The 23,994-nt window shown below is 40.5% G+C and carries 25 protein-coding genes and 1 pseudogene; 11 read left to right on the top strand and 15 right to left on the bottom strand.

All coding sequences use genetic code 11. The annotated features are described in order from the left end of the window. Positions 1-4 precede the first annotated feature (4 nt). From ACE1CC_RS25790 to cysE, 5 genes are all read left to right on the top strand, one after another. The gene (locus tag ACE1CC_RS25790; protein WP_413273294.1) at positions 5-469 is read left to right on the top strand and encodes a XisH family protein; all 465 of its coding nucleotides are present in this window, start codon (positions 5-7) and stop codon (positions 467-469) included. Continuing rightward, positions 439-762 (top strand): XisI protein, encoded by a 324-nt coding sequence (locus ACE1CC_RS25785; protein ID WP_413258465.1) that lies wholly within the window; start codon positions 439-441, stop codon positions 760-762. The genes ACE1CC_RS25790 and ACE1CC_RS25785 overlap by 31 nt, the downstream gene beginning before the upstream one ends. A gap of 152 nt (positions 763-914) precedes the next feature. Continuing rightward, on the top strand, positions 915-2,117 hold the full coding sequence (locus ACE1CC_RS25780) for a Coenzyme F420 hydrogenase/dehydrogenase, beta subunit C-terminal domain (protein ID WP_413273293.1): 1,203 nt from the start codon (positions 915-917) through the stop codon (positions 2,115-2,117). A gap of 206 nt (positions 2,118-2,323) precedes the next feature. Next, entirely contained in the window at positions 2,324-2,788 is a 465-nt protein-coding gene (locus tag ACE1CC_RS25775) for a hypothetical protein (RefSeq protein WP_413273292.1), read from the top strand. 76 nt (positions 2,789-2,864) lie between these two features. Further along, positions 2,865-3,656 carry a serine O-acetyltransferase gene (cysE, locus tag ACE1CC_RS25770; protein ID WP_413273291.1) on the top strand — a complete coding sequence of 264 codons (792 nt, stop codon included), beginning with the start codon at positions 2,865-2,867 and terminating at the stop codon, positions 3,654-3,656. 258 nt (positions 3,657-3,914) lie between these two features. Here cysE and ACE1CC_RS25765 read toward each other — a convergent pair whose 3' ends face one another. Further along, positions 3,915-4,496, bottom strand: coding sequence for an Npun_F5749 family FMN-dependent PPOX-type flavoprotein (locus tag ACE1CC_RS25765; protein ID WP_413273290.1), 582 nt, complete (start codon positions 4,494-4,496; stop codon positions 3,915-3,917). Between the two features lie 165 nt (positions 4,497-4,661). Here ACE1CC_RS25765 and ACE1CC_RS25760 point away from each other — a divergent pair, with 165 nt between their 5' ends. From ACE1CC_RS25760 to nrdJ, 3 genes and pseudogenes are all read left to right on the top strand, one after another. Next, the gene (locus ACE1CC_RS25760; RefSeq protein WP_413273289.1) at positions 4,662-7,076 is read left to right on the top strand and encodes an LAGLIDADG family homing endonuclease; all 2,415 of its coding nucleotides are present in this window, start codon (positions 4,662-4,664) and stop codon (positions 7,074-7,076) included. Positions 7,077-7,339: 263 nt separating this feature from the next. Next, positions 7,340-8,176, top strand: a complete 837-nt coding sequence (locus tag ACE1CC_RS25755) for an NUMOD3 domain-containing DNA-binding protein (RefSeq protein ID WP_413273288.1) — start codon at positions 7,340-7,342, stop codon at positions 8,174-8,176. A gap of 49 nt (positions 8,177-8,225) precedes the next feature. Next, positions 8,226-9,299 (top strand): annotated as a pseudogene (gene nrdJ, locus ACE1CC_RS25750) (ribonucleoside-triphosphate reductase, adenosylcobalamin-dependent); the annotation flags it as partial. Positions 9,300-9,485: 186 nt separating this feature from the next. On the opposite strand, the gene hypB reads toward nrdJ, so the two are convergent. The 7 genes from hypB to ACE1CC_RS25715 form a co-directional block, all read right to left on the bottom strand. After that, positions 9,486-10,313, bottom strand: a complete 828-nt coding sequence (gene hypB / locus ACE1CC_RS25745) for a hydrogenase nickel incorporation protein HypB (protein ID WP_413273286.1) — start codon at positions 10,311-10,313, stop codon at positions 9,486-9,488. Next, positions 10,304-10,648, bottom strand: coding sequence for a hydrogenase maturation nickel metallochaperone HypA (gene hypA, locus ACE1CC_RS25740; RefSeq protein ID WP_413273285.1), 345 nt, complete (start codon positions 10,646-10,648; stop codon positions 10,304-10,306). The genes hypB and hypA overlap by 10 nt, the downstream gene beginning before the upstream one ends. After that, entirely contained in the window at positions 10,649-11,716 is a 1,068-nt protein-coding gene (gene hypE / locus ACE1CC_RS25735; RefSeq protein ID WP_413273284.1) for a hydrogenase expression/formation protein HypE, read from the bottom strand. It lies immediately after the preceding gene. Positions 11,717-11,994: 278 nt separating this feature from the next. Next, positions 11,995-13,131 (bottom strand): hydrogenase formation protein HypD, encoded by a 1,137-nt coding sequence (gene hypD / locus ACE1CC_RS25730; RefSeq protein WP_413273283.1) that lies wholly within the window; start codon positions 13,129-13,131, stop codon positions 11,995-11,997. 44 nt (positions 13,132-13,175) lie between these two features. Continuing rightward, positions 13,176-13,442, bottom strand: a complete 267-nt coding sequence (locus ACE1CC_RS25725; protein ID WP_193982915.1) for a HypC/HybG/HupF family hydrogenase formation chaperone — start codon at positions 13,440-13,442, stop codon at positions 13,176-13,178. Then, on the bottom strand, positions 13,433-15,805 hold the full coding sequence (gene hypF / locus ACE1CC_RS25720) for a carbamoyltransferase HypF (protein ID WP_413273282.1): 2,373 nt from the start codon (positions 15,803-15,805) through the stop codon (positions 13,433-13,435). Before hypF ends, ACE1CC_RS25725 begins: the two co-directional genes overlap by 10 nt. A 343-nt stretch (positions 15,806-16,148) precedes the next feature. Next, a complete protein-coding gene (locus ACE1CC_RS25715) occupies positions 16,149-17,315 on the bottom strand; it encodes an NHL repeat-containing protein (protein WP_413273281.1) in 1,167 nt (388 codons plus the stop codon). A 64-nt stretch (positions 17,316-17,379) separates the two neighbouring features. Here ACE1CC_RS25715 and ACE1CC_RS25710 point away from each other — a divergent pair, with 64 nt between their 5' ends. Together ACE1CC_RS25710 and ACE1CC_RS25705 are read left to right on the top strand one after the other, a co-directional pair. Next, entirely contained in the window at positions 17,380-17,607 is a 228-nt protein-coding gene (locus tag ACE1CC_RS25710; RefSeq protein WP_413273280.1) for a DUF2281 domain-containing protein, read from the top strand. Then, on the top strand, positions 17,607-18,011 hold the full coding sequence (locus tag ACE1CC_RS25705; RefSeq protein ID WP_413273279.1) for a type II toxin-antitoxin system VapC family toxin: 405 nt from the start codon (positions 17,607-17,609) through the stop codon (positions 18,009-18,011). Before ACE1CC_RS25710 ends, ACE1CC_RS25705 begins: the two co-directional genes overlap by 1 nt. A gap of 174 nt (positions 18,012-18,185) precedes the next feature. Here ACE1CC_RS25705 and ACE1CC_RS25700 read toward each other — a convergent pair whose 3' ends face one another. From ACE1CC_RS25700 to ACE1CC_RS25670, 7 genes are all read right to left on the bottom strand, one after another. Beyond that, on the bottom strand, positions 18,186-19,259 hold the full coding sequence (locus tag ACE1CC_RS25700) for a hypothetical protein (RefSeq protein ID WP_413273278.1): 1,074 nt from the start codon (positions 19,257-19,259) through the stop codon (positions 18,186-18,188). A 146-nt stretch (positions 19,260-19,405) separates the two neighbouring features. Next, the gene (locus ACE1CC_RS25695) at positions 19,406-19,744 is read right to left on the bottom strand and encodes a type II toxin-antitoxin system PemK/MazF family toxin (protein ID WP_413273277.1); all 339 of its coding nucleotides are present in this window, start codon (positions 19,742-19,744) and stop codon (positions 19,406-19,408) included. Continuing rightward, positions 19,731-19,955, bottom strand: coding sequence for a ribbon-helix-helix domain-containing protein (locus tag ACE1CC_RS25690; RefSeq protein ID WP_459563921.1), 225 nt, complete (start codon positions 19,953-19,955; stop codon positions 19,731-19,733). Before ACE1CC_RS25690 ends, ACE1CC_RS25695 begins: the two co-directional genes overlap by 14 nt. A 185-nt stretch (positions 19,956-20,140) precedes the next feature. Then, positions 20,141-20,992: a NifU family protein gene (locus tag ACE1CC_RS25685; RefSeq protein WP_413273275.1), complete on the bottom strand. Its 852-nt coding sequence runs from the start codon at positions 20,990-20,992 to the stop codon at positions 20,141-20,143. A gap of 41 nt (positions 20,993-21,033) precedes the next feature. Next, complete coding sequence (locus tag ACE1CC_RS25680) at positions 21,034-21,258, bottom strand: hypothetical protein (RefSeq protein WP_413266192.1); 225 nt, start codon at positions 21,256-21,258, stop codon at positions 21,034-21,036. 48 nt (positions 21,259-21,306) lie between these two features. Beyond that, positions 21,307-21,564 (bottom strand): asr0689 family protein, encoded by a 258-nt coding sequence (locus tag ACE1CC_RS25675; protein WP_413273274.1) that lies wholly within the window; start codon positions 21,562-21,564, stop codon positions 21,307-21,309. Positions 21,565-21,601: 37 nt separating this feature from the next. Next, positions 21,602-22,552 carry a tetratricopeptide repeat protein gene (locus ACE1CC_RS25670; protein WP_413273273.1) on the bottom strand — a complete coding sequence of 317 codons (951 nt, stop codon included), beginning with the start codon at positions 22,550-22,552 and terminating at the stop codon, positions 21,602-21,604. A 388-nt stretch (positions 22,553-22,940) separates the two neighbouring features. Between ACE1CC_RS25670 and ACE1CC_RS25665 the strand changes: the two genes are divergently transcribed. Beyond that, positions 22,941-23,903, top strand: coding sequence for an NADH-quinone oxidoreductase subunit B family protein (locus ACE1CC_RS25665; RefSeq protein WP_413273272.1), 963 nt, complete (start codon positions 22,941-22,943; stop codon positions 23,901-23,903). Positions 23,904-23,994 lie beyond the last annotated feature (91 nt).

Raw genomic sequence — 23,994 nt, 5'->3', positions numbered from 1 at the left:
AGAAATGCCGCCAAGAGATAGTATCCACCAAATTGTTAAACAAGCACTGATTAAAGATGGCTGGGAAATTACGGATGACCCCTATGTTATCTCTTACGGTGAACGATTTTTATTTGTAGATTTAGCCGCTACTGAATTAACCAGTAACGATCGCATACCAGGACAATTTATTGGTGCTAAAAGGGAAAATAGCAGAATTGCCATAGAAATTAAAGATTTTCGAGGTCAGTCTGCGATCGCAGATCTAGAGCAAGCAATTGGACAATATATTCTTTATCGATTATTACTTGATAAAATTGATCCATTACGCGAACTCTATCTGGCTGTAACAGACATAACCTATAGCAATATCTTTAGCGAACCTATTGGCGAACTTGTTGTCACTGAAATTCCTTTAAAAATGCTAATTATAGACTCACGCAAAATAGAGGTAAAACAATGGATACCACCGCAAGTTATCGAGAAATAGTAAAACAAGTGATTCTCAAATACGCTAAACTGCGTCCTTCTCATGGCAACATTAGATTAGATCCTGTTTTTGATGAAATGCGCGATCGCTATGCTCTAATGCAAGTAGGTTGGGATAGCGGCAAACGAGTCAGAGGTAATCTAATCTATATTACCTTACAAGATGGAAAAATTTATATCGAATACGATGGTATGGAGCATGGCATAACTCATGATTTAATTGCTCAAGGAATTTCCAAAGACAATATTGTTTTGGCTTTCTTGCCTGACTCTCAGTTGAGTTTTACTGTCTAATTGCATATCTTTTATTTCTTCGCGTCCTTTGCGTCCTTTGCGGTTCAAAAAAAAGATCAGTGTCTTTGTTTAAGCGATTAATCGACAATCTCATTCAATGAGAATAAAGTATTCTAATAAAAGCTATCTTTTGCATAACAGAATAAATTTAGATGACTGCAATAGACTCCCCCAAACACAAAAAAGCCAAAGCCCTCAAACCAACCAGTCGCCGCCCCGCTAAAGATCTTTGTAGCGAATGCGGACTTTGCGATACATATTACATTCATTATGTCAAGGAAGCTTGCGCTTTTATTAATCAGCAAATAGCCGAGTTAGAAGCAGAAACACATGGGCGCAGTCGCAACCTAGAAAACCAGGATGATTGGTATTTTGGCGTTCACCAAGATATGATGGCAGCACGCAAAAAACAGCCAATCCCAGGCGCACAATGGACGGGAATTGTAAGTACGATCGCAATTGAAATGCTCAATCGTGGCATGGTCGAAGGCGTTGTCTGTGTCCAAAATACCAAAGAAGACCGCTTTCAACCAATGCCCATTATCGCCCGAACACCAGAAGAAATTCTCGCCGCTAAAGTCAACAAACCCACACTTTCACCCAACCTTTCTGTGCTAGAACAAATAGAACAATCTGGCATGAAACGGCTATTAGTAATTGGTGTTGGTTGCCAAATTCAAGCTTTACGCGCCGTCGAAAAACAACTAGGTTTAGAAAAGCTCTACGTTTTAGGTACTCCCTGTGTCGATAATGTCACTCGTGCGGGATTGCAAAAGTTCCTCGACACTACTAGCAAATCACCTGAAACAGTGGTGTATTACGAATTTATGCAGGACTTTCGGGTACATTTTAAACATGAAGATGGATCGATCGAAACAGTCCCATTCTTCGGTTTAAATACCAAAGAACTGAAAGACGTTTTTGCCCCTTCCTGCATGGCCTGTTTTGATTATGTCAATAGTTTGGCAGATTTAGTCGTCGGATACATGGGCGCACCTTTCGGTTGGCAATGGATTGTAGTTAGAAATGATACAGGTAAAGAAATGCTAGATTTGGTTAAAGACCAGATAGAAACTCAACCTGTAAATGCTTCTGGCGACAGACGCAACGCAGTCCAGCAAAGCATTCCTGCTTACGACAAAGGTGTAACTCTCCCCATGTGGGCAGCAAAATTAATGGGCGTAGTAATTGAGAAAATTGGCCCCAAAGGTTTGGAATATGCCCGATTTTCCATTGATTCACACTTCACTCGTAACTATTTGTATGTCAAGCGGAATTATCCAGAAAAATTAGCCGATCATGTGCCAGAATACGCCCAAAAGATTGTTAACCAATACAAACTCCCCCAATCATAAATAAACTGCATAAATATCTTTAATTACCCGGTTTATATCTAAAAAACCGGGTTTTTTGTTACCCAAACTTCTGAATAATTCTCTCTCCTGCCAAGAAAAAGTGTGCAGAAATTAAACTGTCATGCCATTGGTCAGTAGCGATCGCTCCCTGAAATAGCTTAGAGATGAAAATAACTTCTACTGACAACAAAACAGGGGGTGCTACTATGTCCAAACAACCAATTAAGCACTTCAAACACACCAGATTTCTCGCTTGGGTAACATTGCTTTGCGCTTCCTCTGTAGTCGCCCAAACAGCTAATTATGGTGCTATTAATGTAGCACCAGGATTTGAACCTTCAAGTGCGATCGCTACAGGTTCCACCGCAGGTTCCTTCTCCTTATTTTCTATTGCCAACCGCGATCGCGACAACAACTTCTGCGTCGGATACAGCACCAGCGTCACACCCGACCACGTAATGACTTTGCAAAAAGACTTCCCCCACCTCAAGTTAGAACTCAGAAGCGGTCGTACCTCTACAACATTGGTTGTTAAAGGGCCAAATGGTGTCATTCGTTGCGGTATCGGCAGTATCGAAGATAAAAATTGGAAAGCTGGCGAATACGAAATTTGGGTAGGCTCCAAAGACGAAGGCGTAAGAGGTAACTATACTTTACTTGTTAGGGAGTGATATCCACACTCAAAAGTGTGACAGATGGCGCTAAGATCGATAGTGCCTAATTATTGCCAAATGTTGGTATCTACTCGTGCTAAATGCCTTAGTAGCTGACTTCCGCATTATCTTCGATCGCGATCCTGCCGCTCGTAACTGGCTGGAAGTCTTATTCTGCTATCCTGGTTTGCAAGCCCTGTTCTTGCACCGCTTCGCTCATTGGCTTTATGTGCTGGGTCTTCCTGTAATCCCTCGCTTAATTTCTCACATTGCTCGTTTTCTCACAGGGATTGAAATTCACCCAGGCGCACAAATTGGTCATGGTGTCTTTATCGATCACGGCATGGGTGTGGTCATTGGAGAAACTGCAATTATCGGAGATTATGCCCTAATTTACCAAGGCGTTACTCTTGGTGGTACAGGTAAAGAAAGCGGTAAGCGTCACCCAACTTTAGGAGAAAATGTTGTTGTCGGAGCAGGTGCCAAAGTTTTGGGCAATATCCACATAGGCAACAATGTTCGCATTGGCGCAGGATCGGTAGTGTTGCGCGATGTCCCTTCTGATTGTACAGTCGTTGGGATTCCCGGTAGAATCGTTTATCGTTCTGGTGTGCGCGTCAATCCTTTGGAACACGGAAGTTTACCCGACTCGGAAGCAGAAGTGATTCGTGCTTTAGTCGATCGCATCGAGTTTTTAGAACAAAAATTTGAAGAACTACAAAATAATCAACAATCTCAAAAACCAATTGCCATCCCAGTTGGAGTCAGAATTAGTGTAGATGATTGCGGCGAGCAACTGACATACAGCGAGGGAAGCGATCGCAAATTAGTCTGTCGCATCAGCGATCAAAAAATTCAAGATTTCTTAGACGGCGCAGGAATTTAATTAAGTTTTGAGTTTTGAGTTTTGAGTTTTGAGTTTTGAGTTTTGAGTTTTGAGTTTGTTTGCTAAACCCGCCCGTACAGAGTTTTGAGTTAAGAAAAAATGCAGCAAAGGAGGTAGAACCTCCTTCACCTCGTTCCCAGGTTCAACCTGGGAACGAGAAACAGAGGCTCCGCCTCTTGGTGCAAGATTTCAGAAAAAGTTTTAAGTTTTGTTTTCCATTCTTCTCCCCTCTGCTCCCCTGCTCCGAGAACTCCTTGCTCAAGGATTAACTTTCTCAATCAACCAATTTCCTTCGCTATCTATTTTGTAGAGCGATCGATTTTGTGGCTCTCCCCGCAACTCCAAATGATCCACAAAATCAGGTTCTAATAACAACAAACAAAAATTATCTAAAGGCTCATTTGGATTTGGTTGTGGTGCTTGAAAAGCTGCTGCTTCTGCTCTCAATTTACCAGTTTCCGGCCAAGTAAATTGCGATCGCCCTGCATCAGAAAGTTCTTGCCAAGCAATTTTTCGCGCTTGTTGTAACTGTAAATCAACCTCATTATTTTTAACTAAAATCAACTTTCCCGAAATCCGAAATTGTTCGCGAGTATTAGCAAAATACCAACAAATTTCGCCCCAAGGTTGGTAATCAATTTGCTCAACTTTCGGACTTCTGGAATCTGTAACAAACTTCAATTGATTAGTATTCTCTAAAAACCCCCGAAAAACCACAGTTCGATTCGCCGGACGATTATTTTCCCGCACAGTCGCCAGTTGTACATAACGGGAGTAAATCAGACTGCGGTTACGTTGTAGAGCGTGGGTGAGATGCGATCGCCAAGGAGCAAGGGACACGGGGATTGGGGATTAGGGACTGGGGACTGGGGACTGGGAATTGAAGCCGGATAAAATGGCTGATGTAAAGATATTTAGAACCTATATTTAGCGCAAAAAGTCTAATTTGTAAAGCTTTCTACTCCAGATATAATAGTGAGTCTGTTGATCTATGACAAAAATAATATGGTTCGAGAGCTTGAAAAATTGCAGCAGACTAGTCAGTTTCCTGAAACTGCCCCAGCTGCCAATCCAGTATTTTACAGAACGTACAGTCGCCGCACGGAGAAAGGGCGGGAAACTTGGGATGAGGTGTGCGATCGCACCCTCCAAGGACTAACCAAACTGGGCAAACTCACCCCCGCAGAAGCTACCATCCTAGACCGGATGCAACGGCAAATCAAAGCCCTTTCCTCCGGGCGTTGGTTGTGGGTAGGCGGAGTCGAATGGATCGAACAACCAGAAAACTTTTCCGGTGGATACAATTGCAGCAGCACCAACATCTGTGACTGGCGAGCCTTTGGACTGCTGATGGACTTAGCAATGATGGGCTGTGGCACGGGAGCAGTCCTAGAACCTAAGTATATCAATCAATTACCAGCAATTCGCAACTATTTAAAAGTTACTTTGCAAGGTGAAATTGGCACAATTCCAGTCAATCAACGACGCGAAGAAACCGAAGTTACAATTGTTGGCAATGAAGTCACAATTTATGTAGGTGACAGCCGCAGAGGTTGGGTAAAATCCTATCAAACTTTACTGGAATTATCTACAGATGAACGCTTTACTGGAGAAGTTAAAGTAATAGTAGATTTGAGTAATGTTCGTCCTGCTGGAGAAAGATTAAAAGGATTTGGCGGAGTTGCCAATCCCATTAAATTACCCGATCTTTATTTGCGTTGTGCGGCAATTTTAAATAAAGCATTAGGGCGACAATTAAATTCAGTTGAATGCTGTTTATTAATTGATGAAGCTGCGGTAGTCGTGGTCGCTGGCAATGTTCGCCGCTGTTTGCCTGCGGGAGCTTTAGTGCATACAATATCAGGGCTAGTGCCGATCGAGAAAATTAGAATTGGCGATCGTGTATTAACCAGCAAAGGTTTTTACCCTGTCACCAACTTTTTTGATCAAGGCGTGCAGTCATTATGCCGGATTCAAACAGAAGATGGATTTTTTGAATGTACATCTGACCATAAAGTTGCTGTTTTAACTGATGTTTACGGTAACTATAAAATGGTGAAAGCGAAAGATTTGAGAGAAGGCGATCGCTTAATTTTCGTACCTCAATCTATTCCGGGAACCCCAACCGAATTACCAGAATTTAAGCAGAAACTTTCATCCCAAGCTAAACCAATTTCCGTTCCCGCTTTAACTTCAGAAGTCGCTTATTTCTTAGGCTATTTACACGGCGATGGATCTGTTGCTACAGACGGTTGGCGAGTCAGATTTCGGATCGCAGAAAATCACCCAGAAATTATTGAGCGATTGATTGCAGTAGCGCAAGAATTTGGACTAGAAACATACACCTTAAGAACACCCGAACAGTGCCAAACAAAAGCCTTTGAACTACAGTTAAACAGCAGCGCACTCAATCAGTATCTTGCTCAATTTAAAAAGCCATTTACCTCAATTTCAGTTCCCGATTGTATCTTACTTGGAACTCAAGAAATTCGCGCCGCTTATTTATCTGGATTAGCTGATGCTGACGGATGTCATTCTCAAGGTGTTTTAGTTGCTTCCAGCTATCAGGATTTTCTGCGTCAAGTTCAAGCTCTCTATGCTTCATTAGGAATTACTACCAGATTATGTTCCTCAATTCTTAAGAGCGCAGATAAATGGGAAGGTGAGTTAGTAACCGTTGGTGAGTCTGCTTTTGAGGCTGTCCAAAAGTTAATGTCTACCTATTCAACACAGTTTACTCTGCGACAAAGGCAACGTCCTAAATCATTTAAAGATCATGGGTTTCCTGTGGAAATGGTCAGACCTTTGGTTAATACTTACCAATACCATTACGGAGCGAATCAGCAGCAAGTAATTACACCAACTTTAAAAAGGCTGTTACCTGATGCAACTGAGTTAATTCCTATTAAGGTTAATTCGGTAGAATTCGATGTGAAGACAACTCAAACTTATGATATTGAGGTTGCCACAATCCATGAATTTGTATGTCAGGGTATCCTAGTTTCAAATTCAGCCGGGATGCGCCAAGGAATTAGTAATGACGAATTATTTGCTAATGCCAAATCAAATCTTTGGCAACAAGATGAAAATGGAAACTGGAGAATCGATCCAGAAAGAGATGCTTTGCGAATGGCAAATCATACGAGAGTATTCCATTCCAAACCAACATTACAAGAATCAATTGAAGCTGTGAGAAAACAGTATTATTCTGGTGAAGGTGCGATTCAGTGGGCTGGAGAAGCATTAGCTAGGTCAAATTGCGATCTTTTGACTAGTTCGGAATTAAGAACTGAGTTTCTGCAAGCATATTCTCAAGGAAATGGAAAAGAATGGTTGCAAGAAAAATTCCCCCAAATTCCTGAAAGTGACTTAGAACATCGTTTAGGTCGCTATGGCCTTAATCCGTGTGGTAGATGGTAATTTTGCCTCACGTTAAAAACCCCGTAAAATCGGTAGAAACTGTGATGTTAATACCGAGGTAATCGAAGGAATTAAAAAGCCTTTGACACCGTACAGCGTAGAGAGTGAACCTAGATTACAATGAAAAATGATTTCTAGAATATAATCTCTCCAAGAGTGCGGGGGTGCGTGTGACCAGTACTTTCTATGGCTACTCAGGTTTTTATGGTGAGCATTGTTTAAGGTCTAGTCTCGAATATATCTATGCAAGGTACTTGGACTACATGAATATTGCCTGGACATACGAACATAAAACTTATACGCTTTCAAATGGAGTCAGGTATAAACCCGACTTCTTACTTGAGACTGGCGAATATGTTGAGATCAAGGGCGTTTTCAATTTTCAGTATGACTTGGCAAAAATTCAGCGTTTTGAGTCAGAGTACAATGTTAAAGTATCTATTCTTCAAGAGAAAGATCTCAGACGGCTCATTAAGCCTACTCCTTTTGTTTTTGAACACCTGAAGCAGGAATGGAAAGCTCGCACTAAAGTCCGAGGGATGGATAATTTCGGCAAGAGAAATCCCATGTATGGGGTAACTCAATCTGAAAGTACCAAAGCTAAAATTAGGGCTAAGGCAAAAGCGAGATTTGAAGATCCTGCATTTAGAGAAAAGTTTCTCAATAGTCCAAAACGCAAGGCATATCATCAATCACGCATAGGTAAGAAGACAGGAACACTAGTTCCCAGGATCAGCCTTATATGTGAGATATGTCAGCGATCTTTTGAGGTAGTACAGCATAAAGCATCTAAACGTAGGTTTTGCTCAAAACACTGCTCAATTCAGGCACAACACGGTAAAACTTCCATGACTGATTCAGGAATTCGGTCATTAACTTATGCTTTTGCGTTAACAAACTCTGAGCAACTTTTTTCTGCAAAGTTGAATCAACTGAAAGACATTTTTCAGCCTTTATTGGATTCAATTAAAAAGGAGTACAATATTCTGGATATCAGAACTATATGCCAGATTGTTGTTGGTATACCATGCAGTAGAAAGGAATTTCTCTATCATTTAAGGTCATACGTACAAAATGTACGCGGAGCTACCACAAATTAGGAAGTGGTAGAACTAGAGGATAAAAAGCCTTTAGGTTAACAAACCTTTGGAAATTATCGGTGCGAATTTTCATTGCAACCTTTCGGAGATCCACCTAAATCAAATTGACCCGAAAAACTACCAAGAACAGGAGGATGCTTTCACCGCAGGTGCTTTATCTGTTGCAACACTTTTGAATCACAAATTTGTTGAACCTCGTTATCGATACAGTCGGGAATTAGACCCAATTGTAGGGGTTTCTTTTACAGGTTTGTTTGACTTTTTTGTGAATGCTTTTGGTGTTGATTGGTTACATTGGTGGACGGAAGGAAGACCGGAAACTGAGCAAGGATTGAAGTTTAAAGAACAGGAAGCAGAACACTTAAATCGTTGGCGAGAAACTGTGCATCGGGTGGTTTGGGATTATTGCGATCGTCACAATATCAAACGCCCAAATCGTTGTACTACCATTCAACCTTCGGGAACCAAATCATTACTAACTGGCGCATCTCCCGGATGGCATCCCCCAAAAGCACAGCGATTTATTCGACGGATTACCTTTAGGAAAAACGACCCTGTAGCCCTTGCTTGTATTGACTACGGTTACAATGTTATTCCTGCTCAATCGGACAAAGATGAAAATGGTAATTTGTTAAACGATCCCTTCGATCCTCGGTGTTCCGAATGGTTAGTAGAAATTCCGGTTTCTGTACTTTGGGCTGATTTACCGGGTGCTGATGAAATAGAAATTAGTAAGTTCTCAGCCTTGGCACAAATGGACTTTTATATGCAAGTCCAAAAACATTATGTGCGGCACAATACAAGCGCGACTATTGAGTTGCGAGAAAATGAAATTGAGGCTTTGGGTAATCGAATTTACGAAGCGATTCGTGATGATGAAGGGTACATTTCGGCGGCACTTTTAGCCAGATTTGATGACTTACAAACTTTCCCTCGGTTGCCCTTTGAACCGATTTCTAAAGAGAAGTATGAGCAATTAATGAAAGAGGTGAAATTGCGGCGGAAAACTGATAATTTCTATACTGCTTTGCGGCAATATGATTTGGGTGAAATGACAGAAGCAGGGCCAGCAGGTTGTGATTCTGATAAGTGCATGATGCCAGAACAAAAACCTGAGTCTTAAAAGAAGGCAGAAGGTAATATCATGTCTGGTTGATTACACATAATGTAGAGACGTTATATATAACGTCTCTACAAGTTGATCTCGTTCCCAGGTTCAACCTGGGAACGAAAAATAGAGGCAAAGCCTCTTTTGAGAGCATAAAGAATGGTGCGTTACGTTAACACTAACGCACCCTACGAATACTTGTTAAACACCTAACCATTGATACCAAGTTTCTAAGCCTGTTCCGGTGGTGGCAGATACTTGAAATATTTTGAGGTGAGGATTGACTTGATGGGCGTATTCGATGCAGCGATCGACATTAAACTGCACATAAGGTAATAAGTCAATTTTGTTGATTATCATTACCTGACTAGCACGAAACATATAGGGATATTTAATTGGTTTATCTTCTCCTTCTGTCACTGATAAAATTGCTACTTTGGCAGTTTCTCCTAAGTCAAATAAAGCCGGACAAACTAAATTTCCGACATTTTCAATCATCACAATTGAGTTAAGGGGAGGGTTGAGTTCTTGCAATCCTCGTTCTACCATTTGGGCATCTAGGTGACAGCCTGTACCTGTGTTAATTTGGACGACATTGCAACCTGTGGCTTTAATGCGATCGGCATCATTTGTAGTTGCTTGATCGCCTTCAATTACATTAATTACAACTTTGTCTTTTAAATCTTGAATCGTTCTTGCTAATAAGGTTGTTTTTCCCGATCCGGGAGAACTAACTAAGTTAAGTGCTAAGATATTTCGACCTTTAAACCAACCACGATTTTGGGCAGCTAACAAATCGTTTTTAGCTAAAATGTTTTGTTCTAAAGTAACTGTTGTTCCGTGCATTTTAGCGTGCAATTGAGCAGTTTCGTTGGCAACAGAATGGTTGTGATGATGTTCGTGAGAATGTTCGTGATTATGGGAATGGGAAATAACTGTACCGTCGGCTAAAACATGAGTGTGTTCTCCTGTTTGGGGATTGGTAACAGTTACATTGGCATCATCAGAACAACCGCAAGTTACACACATAATTCTTCTACCTCTAATTCCTTAATTTTAAGTTCTTCGCCTTGAAAAATTTCTAAATCGCTACTACCGCAAGCGTGACAAATACCGAATGGCATTTCTAAAGAAACCTCTGTTTGGCATTGACGACAACGGGCTAAACCAGGAATTTCAATAATTTCTAATTTTGCCCCTTCTAGTAATGTTCCTTGAGAACAAACATCGAAACAAAAGCGGATCGAATCAGGTAAGATTGCTGATAGTTTGCCGATTTCTAGAGATACTCTTTTTACCCTAGAACCGTTGGCGTGTTCAGTGGCGATCGCTACAATATTTTGAGTAATTCCTAATTCGTGCATTTAACAAATCCTTGGCAGTTGTTCGCCTACTAACATATCAACGATTCTTTCTGTACCAAATTCAGTTTTCAGCAACAAAAACCCAGCAGGATTGGCAATAACTTCGCCAATGATCTGAGAATCTTTGCCTGTGGGATGCGATCGCATTGTCGCCAAAACCTCATCTGCTGAATCAGGGGGAACTACAACTACTAACTTACCTTCATTTGCCAAATATAGCGGATCGAAACCCAACAATTCGCACATTCCAGCTACCTCTTTTTTAACAGGAATAGCTGATTCATGTAAACGAATTCCGACATTTGCACTTTGGGCAAATTCATTTAATACTGTTGCTAATCCGCCACGAGTAGCATCGCGCATCGCCCGAACTTTTGGGCAAACGGAAACGATCGCATCAACTAACCCATTTAAAGGTTGACAATCGCTTTTAATATCAGTATCTAAAGATAATTCTCCCCTTGCTACTAAAATAGCAGCACCGTGATCTCCCAAAGTACCATTAACTAATACAATATCCCCTGGTTGAATCTCTTTAGCAGCGGGAGAAATGCCTGTTTTAATTACACCAATACCTGTAGTATTGATAAATAATTTATCAGCAGAACCGCGAGGAACGACTTTCGTATCTCCGGTGACGATTTGTACGCCAACTGCTAAAGAAGTAGCTTTCATACTATCAACAACTCGACGGAGAGTGTCAATTTCTAAACCTTCTTCGAGAATCACGCTACAACTGAGAAAAAGTGGTTTTGCACCGCTAACAGATAAGTCATTAACAGTACCATTAACTGCTAAAGTTCCGATATCACCGCCAGGGAAAAATAGAGGAGTAACGACGTAAGAATCTGTGGTGAATGCTAGGCGATCGCCTAACAACATTAAACTACTTAAATCGATTCGCGCTTGATCTTCCAATAAAGAAAGAGTGGGATTATCGAAACTATCCACAAAAACATCATCAATCAAATCGCGCATTGCACTACCACCGCTACCATGAGCTAAAGTAATAGTGCGTTCCTGAAATTTTTTCTTACGTTGAGGCATTTTTAAATGAGAGATATTCATATAGTGAGTTTAAATGATTTGTGTGAAAGATTTTTTTTGAACCACGTTCGCGTAGCGTGTGCGTAGCACGTAAGACACGAAGGACACGAAGAAAGAAGAAGAAAGAAGAAGAAGTTTTCACAACTCATTTTCAGCACCAAAAGACTAAGCTAACATCTGCGTTCATCTGCATTCATCTGCGTTCTAAAAAAATCTAAATCTCCCCACCAAAAGACTACGTTAACATCTGTGTTCATCTGTGTTTATCTGTGGACATCTGTGGTAAAAAAAACCCAAATCTAATTAACTTTCACCTCTTCCCGCTTACCTATTGACAAACGCCCATATTTATAGTATGCAGCACAAGCCCCTTCCGAAGAAACCATACAAGCACCAAGGGGATGTTCAGGAACACAAGCAGTGCCAAAAACCTTACACTGCCAAGGTTTCAGCACACCTTTCAAAATCTCCCCACACTGACAAGCTTTGTGATCTGCGACTTGCCTTCCGGGGAAAGTAAATTTCGCCTCTGCATCAAAACGCGCATATTCTGGACGCATTTTCAACCCAGACAGCGGAATATCACCCAATCCGCGCCACTCAAACGCCTCTCTCACCGCAAACACCCGTTGCATCGCATCCAAAGCAACGGCGTTACCGTGAGATTGCACTAAGCGACTATATTGATTTTCCACCTCACAACGTTTTTCTGCCAATTGTTTAACAACCATCCAAATTGATTGCAAAATATCTATTGGTTCAAACCCAGAAACTACGACAGGTTTATGATATCTTTCGGCAATAACTTGATAAGGTTCTGTACCAATTACTGTGCTAACATGACCTGGGCCAACAAATCCTTGTAATTGCAAATCGGGATTAGCTAATAATGCTTCTAATGCTGGTACAACTAATACATGATTGCAAAATAAACTAAAATTTTCTACGCGATCGCTCTCCCCTTGCAGTACAGTTAAAGCAGTGCTAGGTGCGGTTGTTTCAAAACCGATCGCAAAAAACACCACTTCTTTTTCAGGATTTTGTTTAGCGATTTGTAGCGCATCTAAAGGCGAATAAACCATGCGAATATCTGCACCATTCGCTTTAGCTTGCAGCAAGCTATATTTAGATCCGGGAACTCGCATTGCATCGCCAAAAGTTGTGAAAATAATGTTAGATTGTTGTGCTAGGGCGATCGCATCATCGAGTCTACCTTTTGGCATTATACACACTGGACAACCGGGGCCGTGAACTAGTTCGATCGTTTTTGGTAACAAATCTTCTAGTCCATATTTAAAAATTGCATGGGTATGTCCGCCGCAAACTTCCATGATTTTAATCGGTTTTTCGCTGGAAATTTGGTTGCTTATTTGCCGGATTTGTTCTATTAATGTTTGCGCTTTTTGTGGATCGCGAAATTCGTTGATGTATTTCATAGTGGTTTGTTATTGGTCATTGGTCATTTGTCATTTGTGAAAAGTTAATTACTAACCGTTAGGGATTCTTGAATTTCTGCTAGTTCCTCCAGTAATTTTAGGGTTTCTGCTGCTTCTTTGGGGTCGATTCGTTGCATGGCAAAACCAACGTGAACTAATACCCAATCTCCTAAACAAGATTCAACGGGATGGGTATCATCGACTATGCAAGCAATGTTAACTTGACGTTTTACGCCACTAATATCAACGGTGGCGAGTTTGTTTTTTACGTCTGTGATTTCGACTATTTGACCGGGGATTCCTAAACACATTTTATGTTACCTTTTTGAATTGATTTTGCTGCTGCGATCGCAACTTGTCCCAAAGACAATCCGCCATCATTTGCAGGTACTAAACTATGAGTTAAAACAGTTAAATCCATCACATTTAACTGTTTACTAACCTGTTCTAATAATACCTGATTTTGAAAGACACCTCCTGTTAAAGCAACTTGAGTAAAAGAGTGAGTTTCTCGCAAATGATTTACCATTGATGCGATCGCTTTTGCCAATCCCAAATGAAATCGAGTTGCCATCACTCTCTGGGAAACTCCTTGTTGTAAATCTGTTAATAATGCTTGCCACATTGTCCGAGGTTCTAAATAGTAAATCGGCGCAGATATGATTTCAAAAGGATATCCTGTTTCCTCATCAATGTCATCAACTAAAGCTTCTAATTCAATCGCACCTTGTCCTTCATAACTCGCACGATCGCAACAAATTCCCAAAGCAGCAGCTACCCCATCAAACAAGCGTCCGGCGGAAGAAGCTAACGGAGAATTAATCCCTTTTACTAACATTTGGTTTAAGAGCGATCGCGGTTGTCTCCCTAAAAATTCCAGAATTTCTAACTCTCTATATTTTACCTCCAATTCCTCCCAATTAAATCCTGCCATCAGGTGAGCGTAAGTATTCCGCCAAGGTTGATAAATCGCCTGTTCTCCTCCTAACATAGCAATTGGTTTGAAGGTTGCTAATCTTTCATAGCTGCGATAGTCTGCTAAGAGAAACTCACCCCCCCAAAGCGTGCCATCTTCACCATAACCTAAACCATCTAAAGCTATTCCTAAAATCGGTTTAGTTTCTAAAGTTATCCCGTTTTCTGCCATACAAGCTGCAATATGGGCGTGATGATGTTGAATAGAATAGACTTGATTAATTCCTAATTCTTTACCTATTTTGGTCGAGAGATATTCGGGATGGAGGTCTAGTGCGATCGCTTCTGGTTTATGTTCAAACAAATGCAAATACAATTCCAATGTTTCCCGATAAGCTGTCAGCGCCGCCACATTTTCTAAATCCCCCAAATGCTGAGATAAAATCGCCTCTCCCTCGCGCAACAAACAAAAAGTATTTTTCAATTCACTCCCCATTGCTAAAATAGGAGGAGCTTGTTCAAATCCTGATGGCAGGCGGATTGGCGCAGGTGCATAACCACGCGCACGACGGAGGATTTGCAGGCGATTTCCTACTACTTTGACTACCGAATCATCAACCCGATTGACAATATCTCGATTGTGGAGTAAAAAATAATCAGCGATTTTACTCAACTTGTCTTTTGCTACTTCATTAGTAATACATTGTGGTTCATCGGAAAGGTTGCCACTGGTGAGTACGATCGGACGTTCCATGCGCCGCAATATCAGATGATGCAACGGCGTGTAAGGCAACATGAAACCAAGAGATTTAATATTAGGCGCAACCGAAGCAGCAATAGGTTTGGGAATTTCTGGATTGTGTTCTTTTAATTTTAAGAGTACAATGGGAGCAGCAGCACTTTCTAACAATTCCCTTTCTAACTCATTGATGACGCAATACTTCTCGATAATTTCTAAATTCTTCGCCATCAAAGCAAAGGGTTTGTGATAGCGATGTTTGCGTTCTCTCAGTTTTTGCACTGCTGTTTCATTCGTGGCATCACAAGCGAGATGAATCCCACCAATACCTTTAATAGCAACAATTTCTCCTCGTTGCAACAGAGTACAAACTGCATCCACATCGTCCAACATTGAAAACATATCTGATACAATGGGTTTACCATCTGCTCGTTCTAACCAAGCTTTTGGGCCACAAAAATGACAGGCGACAGGTTGGGCGTGAAAGCGGCGATTTGTGACATCTGCATATTCTTTCGCGCAATCCGCACACATAGTAAAATTTGCCATGCTGGTGTTGCGGCGATCGTAAGGAATAGCGCGAACAATGCTTAACCGAGGGCCGCAATGAGTACAATTAGTGAAAGGATAGCGATACCAACGACTAAAAGGATCGAAGATTTCCGCTTTACATTGAGGACAAGTTGCAGCATCGGGAGTAATGCTGGTTTTGACTTTATTACTAATACTTTGAGTAATGGTAAAATCTGTATAGTTTGGTGATTGGGATAGGGGGAAACGTGCGATCGCTTCAATTTTTGCTAAAGGCGGACATTCTTGTTGAAGTCGATCGACAAAAGTTTCTACAGCTTCCGCAGTTCCCACAACTTTAATAAGTACGCCTTCCCCATCATTACAAACTTCACCTCGCAAATTACAAAGTTTAGCAAGGCGATAAACTGTCGGGCGAAATCCTACTCCTTGGACTGTACCACGTACTCGAATTTCTTCAGCTATTTTTAAGTTAATATTGGTTATCATTTTGTTAAAATTAGAATCTTAATCTTTTCTTTCTTCTTCTTTCTTCGTGTCCTTCGCGTCTTACGTGCTACGCACACGCTACGCGAACGCGGTTCAAAAAAATCTCTAAAAATAAAGGTTACTAGATTTTTGATTTTTACCACAGATGAACACGGATGAACACAGATGTACATTCAGCTTTACTGTTTGCTGCGATCGTTTTTTTAGAACGCAGATGAACGCGGATGAACGCAGATGTACTTAGAGGTTTACTGTTAATGCGATCGTTTTTTTTACCATACTTATATTTAAGCGATCGCAAGTCAGATTGACCAAAATTTCAAACTTTCTTAGCAACTATCCATCAAGGATTATTCAAATTCCATAGCATAACTCGATTGTTCCCTGAATCAGCGATCGCAACTGTATCCCCACAAACCTCTACTGCATAACACCAACAAAAGCTATCTCGCAACGGTAAACCATAAACTCGATTTTCCCCTTTGCTTTGAAAATCCGATTGTCCAATCAAAGCATTCGCAGGTTTACCTGGAAGCGATTTTAAATCTCCCGAAAACTGCCAACCTAATAAGCGAGAATTAGCAGTATCAGCAACTAATAACCAATCTTTCGCTACTGTCACCCCATAAGGCATATTTAAACTTACCGCACTGGGAAAGTAAACTCCTCGATTCAGTTCTACTTGCTCAAAATTAGACTGTCCCAAAATCGCCACGCAGGGAGTATTATTTTCTTTGGGAATACCTTCCCACAACATTATCCGATTATTTCCCGCATCCGCTACTACTAAATTACCTTGCCAAATCGCAATACTATGACACCAACGCATACTCGCCGCTGTCGGTGTTCCTCCGCCATTCTCATTGCGGGAGGTAAAATCAGGTTGTCCCAAAACTAAATCCGCAGGTTGTCCGTTTGACTCTGGTAGCTGATTCCAAATCAAAACTCGACGATTTCCGGTATCAGCAACAAATAACTTACCTTGATGATAGAAAACACCATAACACCAATGCAAGCGATCGCACTCTGTATCCACAAATCCTCTATTAGGTTCCCCTTGCGAAAAATCAGCTTGTCCTAACACAATATCAGCAGGAACATTACTATCTTCTGGGATTTGTTTCCAAATCAAAACTCGATGATTCCAAGCATCAGCAACAGCTAAACCTTCACCACAAATACAAATTCCCGTCGGAACACTTAAGGTAGAAGCAGTAGGATTACCGTTAGAATTTTTACCTTCGCTAAAAAAGTCAGGTTGTCCGATGATCCAATCTGCTGGTTGATTGTCTGATTGAGGATGCGATCGCCATCCTAACAAACGATGATGTCCCGTATCCACCACCCACAAAGAACCATTATCAACTAAACAAATACCTCTGGGGCCAAATAAAGTGTTTGGAGTTGGTGCGATCGGAGTCGGGATGATAGAATCTCCCAAACCACCAATAATCACTTTTGCACCTTGAGGTGAGAGAAGGGGAGAGGGAACTGCTTCTGGAGTTATCATAAAAAAACGGAAGACTATCTTCTTTTCTCTTAATGTAAACGCTAACAACTAAGGAGATATAATCATGACCTTAGAACAATGCTTGCTTACTAAGTTAAAGCAATTGCCTGCAGATAAACAACAGGAATTGTTAGATTTTGCTGAATTTTTATCTCACAAAACCTCCTCTCAACCTCCTTTAAAAACGATTCGGGGACTTTGTGCTGATTTAAAAGTAGATATTACAGCAGAAGAGATTCAGCAAGCTAGACAGGAAATGTGGGCTAATTTCCCCAGAGAGGAGTTATTATAGTGACAGCAGTAGTCATCGATACTCATGTTTTAATTTGGTATATCTTTGATCTCAATCGATTATCTGACGCAGCTTTGAAAACCCTTGAACAAGCTGTTAATACAAATAGTCCTATCTATATTTCTGCTATTTCAATTATTGAGATAGCTTACTTGATCGAGAAAGGACGGATTGCAGCAGAGGTATTAACTAGGGTTTTGAGTGCTATTGATAATCCTAGCGTCAATATTTTTCTAGTTCCAATAGACCGAAATCTTGCCGCATCTATTCAGCAAATTGATAGAACAGTTGTGCCAGAAATGCCCGATCGAATCATTGCTGCTACTGCTTTATATTTACAGTTACCTTTAGTGACTTGTGATTTAAGAATTCAAGCATTATCTAACATAAACGTGATTTGGTAAATTTTAATATAGCCTTTCTCTGACTCATGAGGTACACCCTGTCCTACTATTCTATTTCTTGCAAAAAAAGAGAGAAAGATGAATGTACCTCACCAGTGTGAGAAATGCTATATGAGTTTCTTGGAAGAAAGTTGCGATCGCACAACCTTTACCTAGCAAGTATAACACCACAATTTATCTCTGACTAACAGCTGTATAATTAGTTCGATAAACTGTTAGCTTTTCTTTAGCTTGGGCAGAAACAAAAGTATTATTTGGAATAGGTTCTAACAAACTAATTGCTTCTTGCCATTTCGCTTTTGCTTGCTGCCAAACTTCCGCTGATTGAGAAGGATTTTGTACCATAACTGATGCTTCCATTGCCAGTTTTTTAGCTGTTTCTAAATTTTCTGCTGCTTTCTGTTCTGTGTTCAATCTATTGGTGATAGATTTGTAGCTAGTTCGATAAACAGCTAATTTTTCTCTAACTTGTGCAGCGATAGGCGCATCTTTGGGAATTGCTTCTAATAAGTTAATCGCTTCTTGCCATTTAGCTTGGGATTTCTGCCAAACTTCGATCGTATGCGGCGGATTATGAGTGATAACTACAGCTTCCATTGCCATTTTTTGAGCAGTTTCCCAATTCGAGATTATCTGCTCTTTTTGAGAATTAGTTACTTGAGACTTTCGGTTTTGTTCTTCAGTATTTGAAGGAGTAATAATATTAGTTATGTTTGGTCGATCGCTTGCTCTTTTAAATTCGCTTTGATAAACTAAATAACCTACTGTTCCGATGAGCATTGTTGCTAAAAATATCAACCCAAAAAACCGATACTGATGCTGTCGCTTTAACTGTTGGATTTCTCGATCTTTTTGCTGAATTTGAAGTGCTAGTTGCTGGTGTTTTTGGTCGGTTTCTTGCTGAACTTGTAACTTTAATTGCTCAAAATTACGATCTTTTTCTTGAAGCTGATGTTTGAATTGTTGGATTTCTTGGTCTTTTTGCTGAATTTGAAGTTCTAATTTTTGAATTGCTTGTGCTTGTTCCTGCGGAGGTTGTTGTTCAGTTTCGTTATTACTATATTTTGGTTGTGGTGGTTTTTTTAGCTGTCCAAAAAATCCCTCTATTTTTTCTCCTATTTCCTCAACTGCACTTTCGGTTCCGCTAATTACCCCACCAACTCCCAGATCAATTGTTTGATTAATATCCTGATTTAGGCTATTAAAGAAGTCTGATAGATTTTTATCAAAATTTTTCTTGTCTGGCATAAGTTACTCTCATGTTTATTTACGAGAAGTTTTGGGGATTTGCGATCGTAAATTCCCTCTAAAAATAATCTAAAAACTTTTTCACTAAATACCTACAGTATAATTACTGAAATCAAATCAGAAAAATCGCATTTTTTCAATTATTTTCAATTTAAACCCAAATGTAATTTAATTGCAGCATCCACTAATTGCATTATTTCCTCACTCAAACTTCCCACTACATCACCATCGATTCGCTGCTTAGAAATTGTGCGTACCTGCTGCGCCTGCACTTTAGAAGCTTTAGATAAACCGCTGTTCTCTGGATTAAGTAAAACCTCAAAAGGGTAAACACGACTAACATTAGATGTCAGTGGCAAAATCGTTAGTGTGGTAGCGGCGCGGTTATTAGTATCATTACTCACTATCAACACAGGACGACGTTTATCCATTTCAGAACCAATTGTCGGACTGAGATTAGCATAGTAAATTTCACCACGTTTCATCTGTCAAACCATCCCCTATTGTGATATCCCAATCGGAGTCAATTTCTTCAGAAGCTTGTCGATAAGCTTCTTCTAATTCCTGATTTTGTAATAATTCCAATGCCGCCTGAATCACTTGGGATGAAGATTGATACTGATGGGAAGTTTTGTATTTTTCAATAAAGTCTACTAAAGAGACTGGTAAGGAAATAGATAAATTTTCGATCTGCATCTGCATAAGTTAGCACAGAGAAGTTTTGACTCTATTGTAAGCGATTCCTAAAAAAGGCGGGCAGGATGCCCGCCCCACAAGAAAGCTGTAAATCTTGTGGGGTGGGCATCCTGCCCGCCCCATCCTTAGATAACTATTCTCACTTTATTTATTTGCACCTACTTAACAGAAAATAGCGATCGCTATCACTTTATTTCAACAAACACTCGTCCATCTTTTACTTGTACCAGATAAGATTGCAAAGACACTTCTGGAGAAGTCAAACATTCCCCAGTTTCCAAAAGATAGCGAAACTTATGACTAGGACAAGTTAAAATCCCATTGCTAACATTCCCATAATCTAACGGTTCACCAAAATGACTGCAAGCATTTTCATAACAAACAACTTGAGAATTAACTTTCGATAATATTAACGATTTTCCAAACAATTTCATCGCCAAAACTCCTTGGGTAGGAACTTCAGCGAGTGACGTTACCTCTATCCAATCAGAATCTACACTTTGAGATAAATTTTGATTAGGCAAAAAATCATCTTTTGCTACAGCTATCACTTGGGTAATCTCAGGACAGTAACGCTTAATTGCTTGTTCTACACTGTCGGATAAAGTAAGAGTGGAAGCAGGACAATTACTACAAGTTCCTGTTAATCTAACTTTGACGGTAGGTAGATCGATCGCCACCAGTTCCACATCTCCATTATGGCTTTGCAATCCTGGTCGAACTTCCGCCAAAGCCAGTTTAACTCTTTCTTCCAATGGCGGTTGCGGCGATTTTACCAAATCATAATAACGCAATAAACCGTAAACTACCTCATCTTCAGCCGCACGCCGCAAAGCAGATAAAGAATCCTGTTTCACACTCCGAATCAGGCGGATCAAAGCTTCGCGATGCAAAGCTTCGATCGCCCTTTTCAATCCCATCACTATTACCCGTTGCGACTCATCCCATTGACTAGCGATCGACTCATAGCGATCGATTTCTCGTACCAGTTCTTCCAGCGTCGAACTTGTTTCTACTTGATTTGGCGCTTGAACCATAATTATGGAAATTGGTAGTGATTAGCGATCGATTAATTCAATTACTGCATTTTCACATCTTTAAGCAAAAATGGCATGAATACCCCAGTCAAAAAACCCGATACTGGAATTGATAACCATAATTCACTACCCAGTTTATCAAGTCCTACTAATAACAAAAAGCCAATCATCACTCCAAGCGCCGTTTGTCTAGCAAAATAACCAGGATTTCGTAATAACTTCCCTTTAAAAAGTAACTTTGTAGAAAACCAACCCACTTCTAACATAACTTTTTCTCCTTTCTTTGCGTCCTTTGCGTTCTTTGCGGTTTAAAATTAATTAATTGCCAGTACAATTAACCCAAGCACAGTAGCAGGGATAATTGCTGCTGGCCCAAATAATCCCCCAATCATCGCTGAAAGTCGATAACCGAGATCTTTTCCTGCTAATAATATGCCACCGATCGCACCTCCAAGAATTGAAAAAGCGATCGCAATCCCCAACCAAACTAACCCTGTCTCCAAGTTCACCTCTCCCGCAAAAAAACTAGAGATAAAATCCTGTACCAATGGATCGTTAATTAACTCATTCATTGCCTTCTCCTAAAAATAGTAACTCAACCCTTAAAACCTACAACTCACTAATCGCCTGTTCTACCATTTCCGCCTGTTCAAACCTGCCATATTGACGAAAAATAGCACCCGCTTCCTGATAATATTCCCTTGCTTGCAACAAGTTATTATCATTACCTGCTTCAGGATTTTCTGAATCATCAGGAAGATTGCTTAAGGCGTTAGCTTTATTCGCTAAAGTATTCGCATATTCGATCGGCGTATCCCGTTGATTACGAACTTTCAAAGCTTCATCATAAGCTCTAATTGCCCGCCAATTATTTTCTACCGCATGAGCACTTGGTAAATATTGTAAAGCATTGCCCAAATTATTTTGTAGCATTCCATACTCGTTGGGATGGTCGATCAGGGTGATCCACTCTAAAGCTTGTTGAAAAGATTGTACAGCTAAAGCTTGTCGCATATCTTCCCCTTCCGAAGACATTGGCATAGAAAGGTAAGCGATCGCAATATTATTATGCAAAATCGCAAATTCTTGGGGATAACTATCGCCCTTAAATACCCTTAAAGCCCGCTGATATAACTGAATGCTATCTACCAATCTAGCTTGATGAAAAGGAACCAAAGCTTGTAAAACCAAACCTAGATTCATTTCCGTTTCTGCTACTTCCTCTGGCGAAGCATATTCCTGCAACAAAGGTAAAGCAGATTGATAACAATCCCTAGCTTGTTGTAACAAATCAGCGTCTTCGTTGGGGATCGATCGCAAAGCCGTTCCCATTCCTGTGAGCACCCTTGCTTTCAAAAATGGAAACTGTTCCTTGCATAATTCCAAAGCATGAGAATAGAGTGACACAGCATTCCAAAGATCCTGAATTTCTTTAGGCTTTTTTTGCAATTCCATCCCTAATTCGATCAGCATCTCGATTTTTTCTTCTAAAGTTGCTGACTCAGATTCAATAGCGGTTATCGCAGCCTTAACTGCCACCTCAGTCATGCTTGGTGTCACAAAACTTTCCCCTCAATCTCTTAATCGACTAAAATTGATCTTGATTAACGACAGAAATTCTTAATTAAGTTCTGTGTGCTAACTCGATCGACGTAATCTTAAACGTACTAAAATTTTTCAGTTTTGGCAAATACTTTATAAATAGTTCGATCGCTTGACTCAATTTAATCTTTCTTAAATTTTGTTAATTAACAACTTTTTTATTGTCAAAATATCAATAGATTCTCACTTTTAGAAATATGAAATATTCCTTAAATTAAGCAGACAACCTAAGAAACTCGTTTGATGATAAGAAGAATTACACAATTTCAATTGGGGTGGCAGATAGTGAAGAAAGCCACCTAAATTCCTGTGAAAAATTACAACAACTGAGAATCTAAGGTGGCGTATGGTCAATGTCCTTTGGCTTCAAGGTGGTGCCTGTTCTGGCAACACAATGTCATTTTTAAATGCAGAAGAACCCAGTGCTTGCGACTTAGTAACCGACTTTGGGATTAACATTTTGTGGCATCCTTCGTTAGGAGTCGAACTAGGAGACAACCTGCAAAAATTGCTGTGGGATTGCGTAGAAGGAAGAATATCTTTAGATATCCTAGTATTTGAGGGATCGGTAATCAATGCTCCCAATGGTACAGGAACCTGGAATCGATTTGCTCACCGTCCGATGAAAGATTGGCTGGCTGACTTATCAAAAGCAGCGAGTTTTGTAGTTGCAGTGGGAGACTGTGCGACTTGGGGAGGTATCCCAGCGATGGCACCTAACCCCAGCGACTCTACAGGGTTACAATTTCTCAAACGCAAAGAAGGCGGTTTTTTAGGCAAAGACTACCGTTCTAAAGGCGGACTGCCAGTAATTAATATACCCGGATGTCCTGCACATCCAGACTGGATTACTCAAATTCTAGTAGCGATCGCCACCGGAAGGATCGCAGACATCACCTTAGACGAACTAAACCGTCCGCAAACCTTCTTCAAAAGCTTCACCCAAACAGGCTGTACCCGCAACGTCCACTTTGCCTACAAAGCCTCAACGAGTGAGTTTGGACAACGCAAAGGTTGCCTGTTCTACGACTTAGGTTGCCGGGGACCGATGACACACTCCTCCTGCAACCGGATATTATGGAATCGAGTCTCCTCCAAAACTCGTGCCGGAATGCCTTGTTTAGGTTGCACAGAACCAGAGTTTCCCTTCCACGATCTTAAACCAGGCACAGTCTTCAAAACCCAAACAGTGATGGGCGTACCCAAAGAACTACCAACAGGAGTCAACAAAAAAGATTATGCCCTACTCACAGTAGTAGCAAAAGATGCAACACCCGACTGGGCAGAAGAAGACATTTTTACAGTTTAGTCATTGGTTATTTGTCATTTGTCATTTGTGCCCAATAAAAAACCATCATGAACATCTGCGTTCATCTGCATTCATCTGCGTACAAAAAAAC

The organism is Floridaenema aerugineum BLCC-F46 (assembly GCF_041929345.1).
Taxonomy (GTDB): Bacteria; Cyanobacteriota; Cyanobacteriia; order Cyanobacteriales; family Aerosakkonemataceae; genus Floridanema; species Floridanema aerugineum.
Note: the sequence above shows the minus strand (reverse complement) of the source record. Positions and strands in the feature narration are given on the sequence as shown.

Coding starts and splice junctions, on each gene's coding strand:
- ACE1CC_RS25710 (WP_413273280.1), top strand. CDS start 17,380: ATGACCTTAGAACAATGCTTGCTTACTAAGTTAAAGCAATTGCCTGCA.
- ACE1CC_RS25695 (WP_413273277.1), bottom strand. CDS start 19,744: ATGAAACGTGGTGAAATTTACTATGCTAATCTCAGTCCGACAATTGGT.
- ACE1CC_RS25690 (WP_459563921.1), bottom strand. CDS start 19,955: ATGCAGATCGAAAATTTATCTATTTCCTTACCAGTCTCTTTAGTAGAC.
- ACE1CC_RS25685 (WP_413273275.1), bottom strand. CDS start 20,992: ATGGTTCAAGCGCCAAATCAAGTAGAAACAAGTTCGACGCTGGAAGAA.
- ACE1CC_RS25665 (WP_413273272.1), top strand. CDS start 22,941: ATGGTCAATGTCCTTTGGCTTCAAGGTGGTGCCTGTTCTGGCAACACA.
- ACE1CC_RS25675 (WP_413273274.1), bottom strand. CDS start 21,564: ATGAATGAGTTAATTAACGATCCATTGGTACAGGATTTTATCTCTAGT.
- hypE (WP_413273284.1), bottom strand. CDS start 11,716: ATGAATATCTCTCATTTAAAAATGCCTCAACGTAAGAAAAAATTTCAG.
- hypA (WP_413273285.1), bottom strand. CDS start 10,648: ATGCACGAATTAGGAATTACTCAAAATATTGTAGCGATCGCCACTGAA.
- ACE1CC_RS25680 (WP_413266192.1), bottom strand. CDS start 21,258: ATGTTAGAAGTGGGTTGGTTTTCTACAAAGTTACTTTTTAAAGGGAAG.
- ACE1CC_RS25755 (WP_413273288.1), top strand. CDS start 7,340: ATGAATATTGCCTGGACATACGAACATAAAACTTATACGCTTTCAAAT.
- hypD (WP_413273283.1), bottom strand. CDS start 13,131: ATGAAATACATCAACGAATTTCGCGATCCACAAAAAGCGCAAACATTA.
- ACE1CC_RS25725 (WP_193982915.1), bottom strand. CDS start 13,442: ATGTGTTTAGGAATCCCCGGTCAAATAGTCGAAATCACAGACGTAAAA.
- hypF (WP_413273282.1), bottom strand. CDS start 15,805: ATGATAACCAATATTAACTTAAAAATAGCTGAAGAAATTCGAGTACGT.
- ACE1CC_RS25775 (WP_413273292.1), top strand. CDS start 2,324: ATGTCCAAACAACCAATTAAGCACTTCAAACACACCAGATTTCTCGCT.
- ACE1CC_RS25790 (WP_413273294.1), top strand. CDS start 5: ATGCCGCCAAGAGATAGTATCCACCAAATTGTTAAACAAGCACTGATT.
- ACE1CC_RS25700 (WP_413273278.1), bottom strand. CDS start 19,259: ATGCCAGACAAGAAAAATTTTGATAAAAATCTATCAGACTTCTTTAAT.
- ACE1CC_RS25780 (WP_413273293.1), top strand. CDS start 915: ATGACTGCAATAGACTCCCCCAAACACAAAAAAGCCAAAGCCCTCAAA.
- hypB (WP_413273286.1), bottom strand. CDS start 10,313: ATGTGTGTAACTTGCGGTTGTTCTGATGATGCCAATGTAACTGTTACC.
- ACE1CC_RS25785 (WP_413258465.1), top strand. CDS start 439: ATGGATACCACCGCAAGTTATCGAGAAATAGTAAAACAAGTGATTCTC.
- ACE1CC_RS25760 (WP_413273289.1), top strand. CDS start 4,662: ATGGTTCGAGAGCTTGAAAAATTGCAGCAGACTAGTCAGTTTCCTGAA.
- ACE1CC_RS25715 (WP_413273281.1), bottom strand. CDS start 17,315: ATGATAACTCCAGAAGCAGTTCCCTCTCCCCTTCTCTCACCTCAAGGT.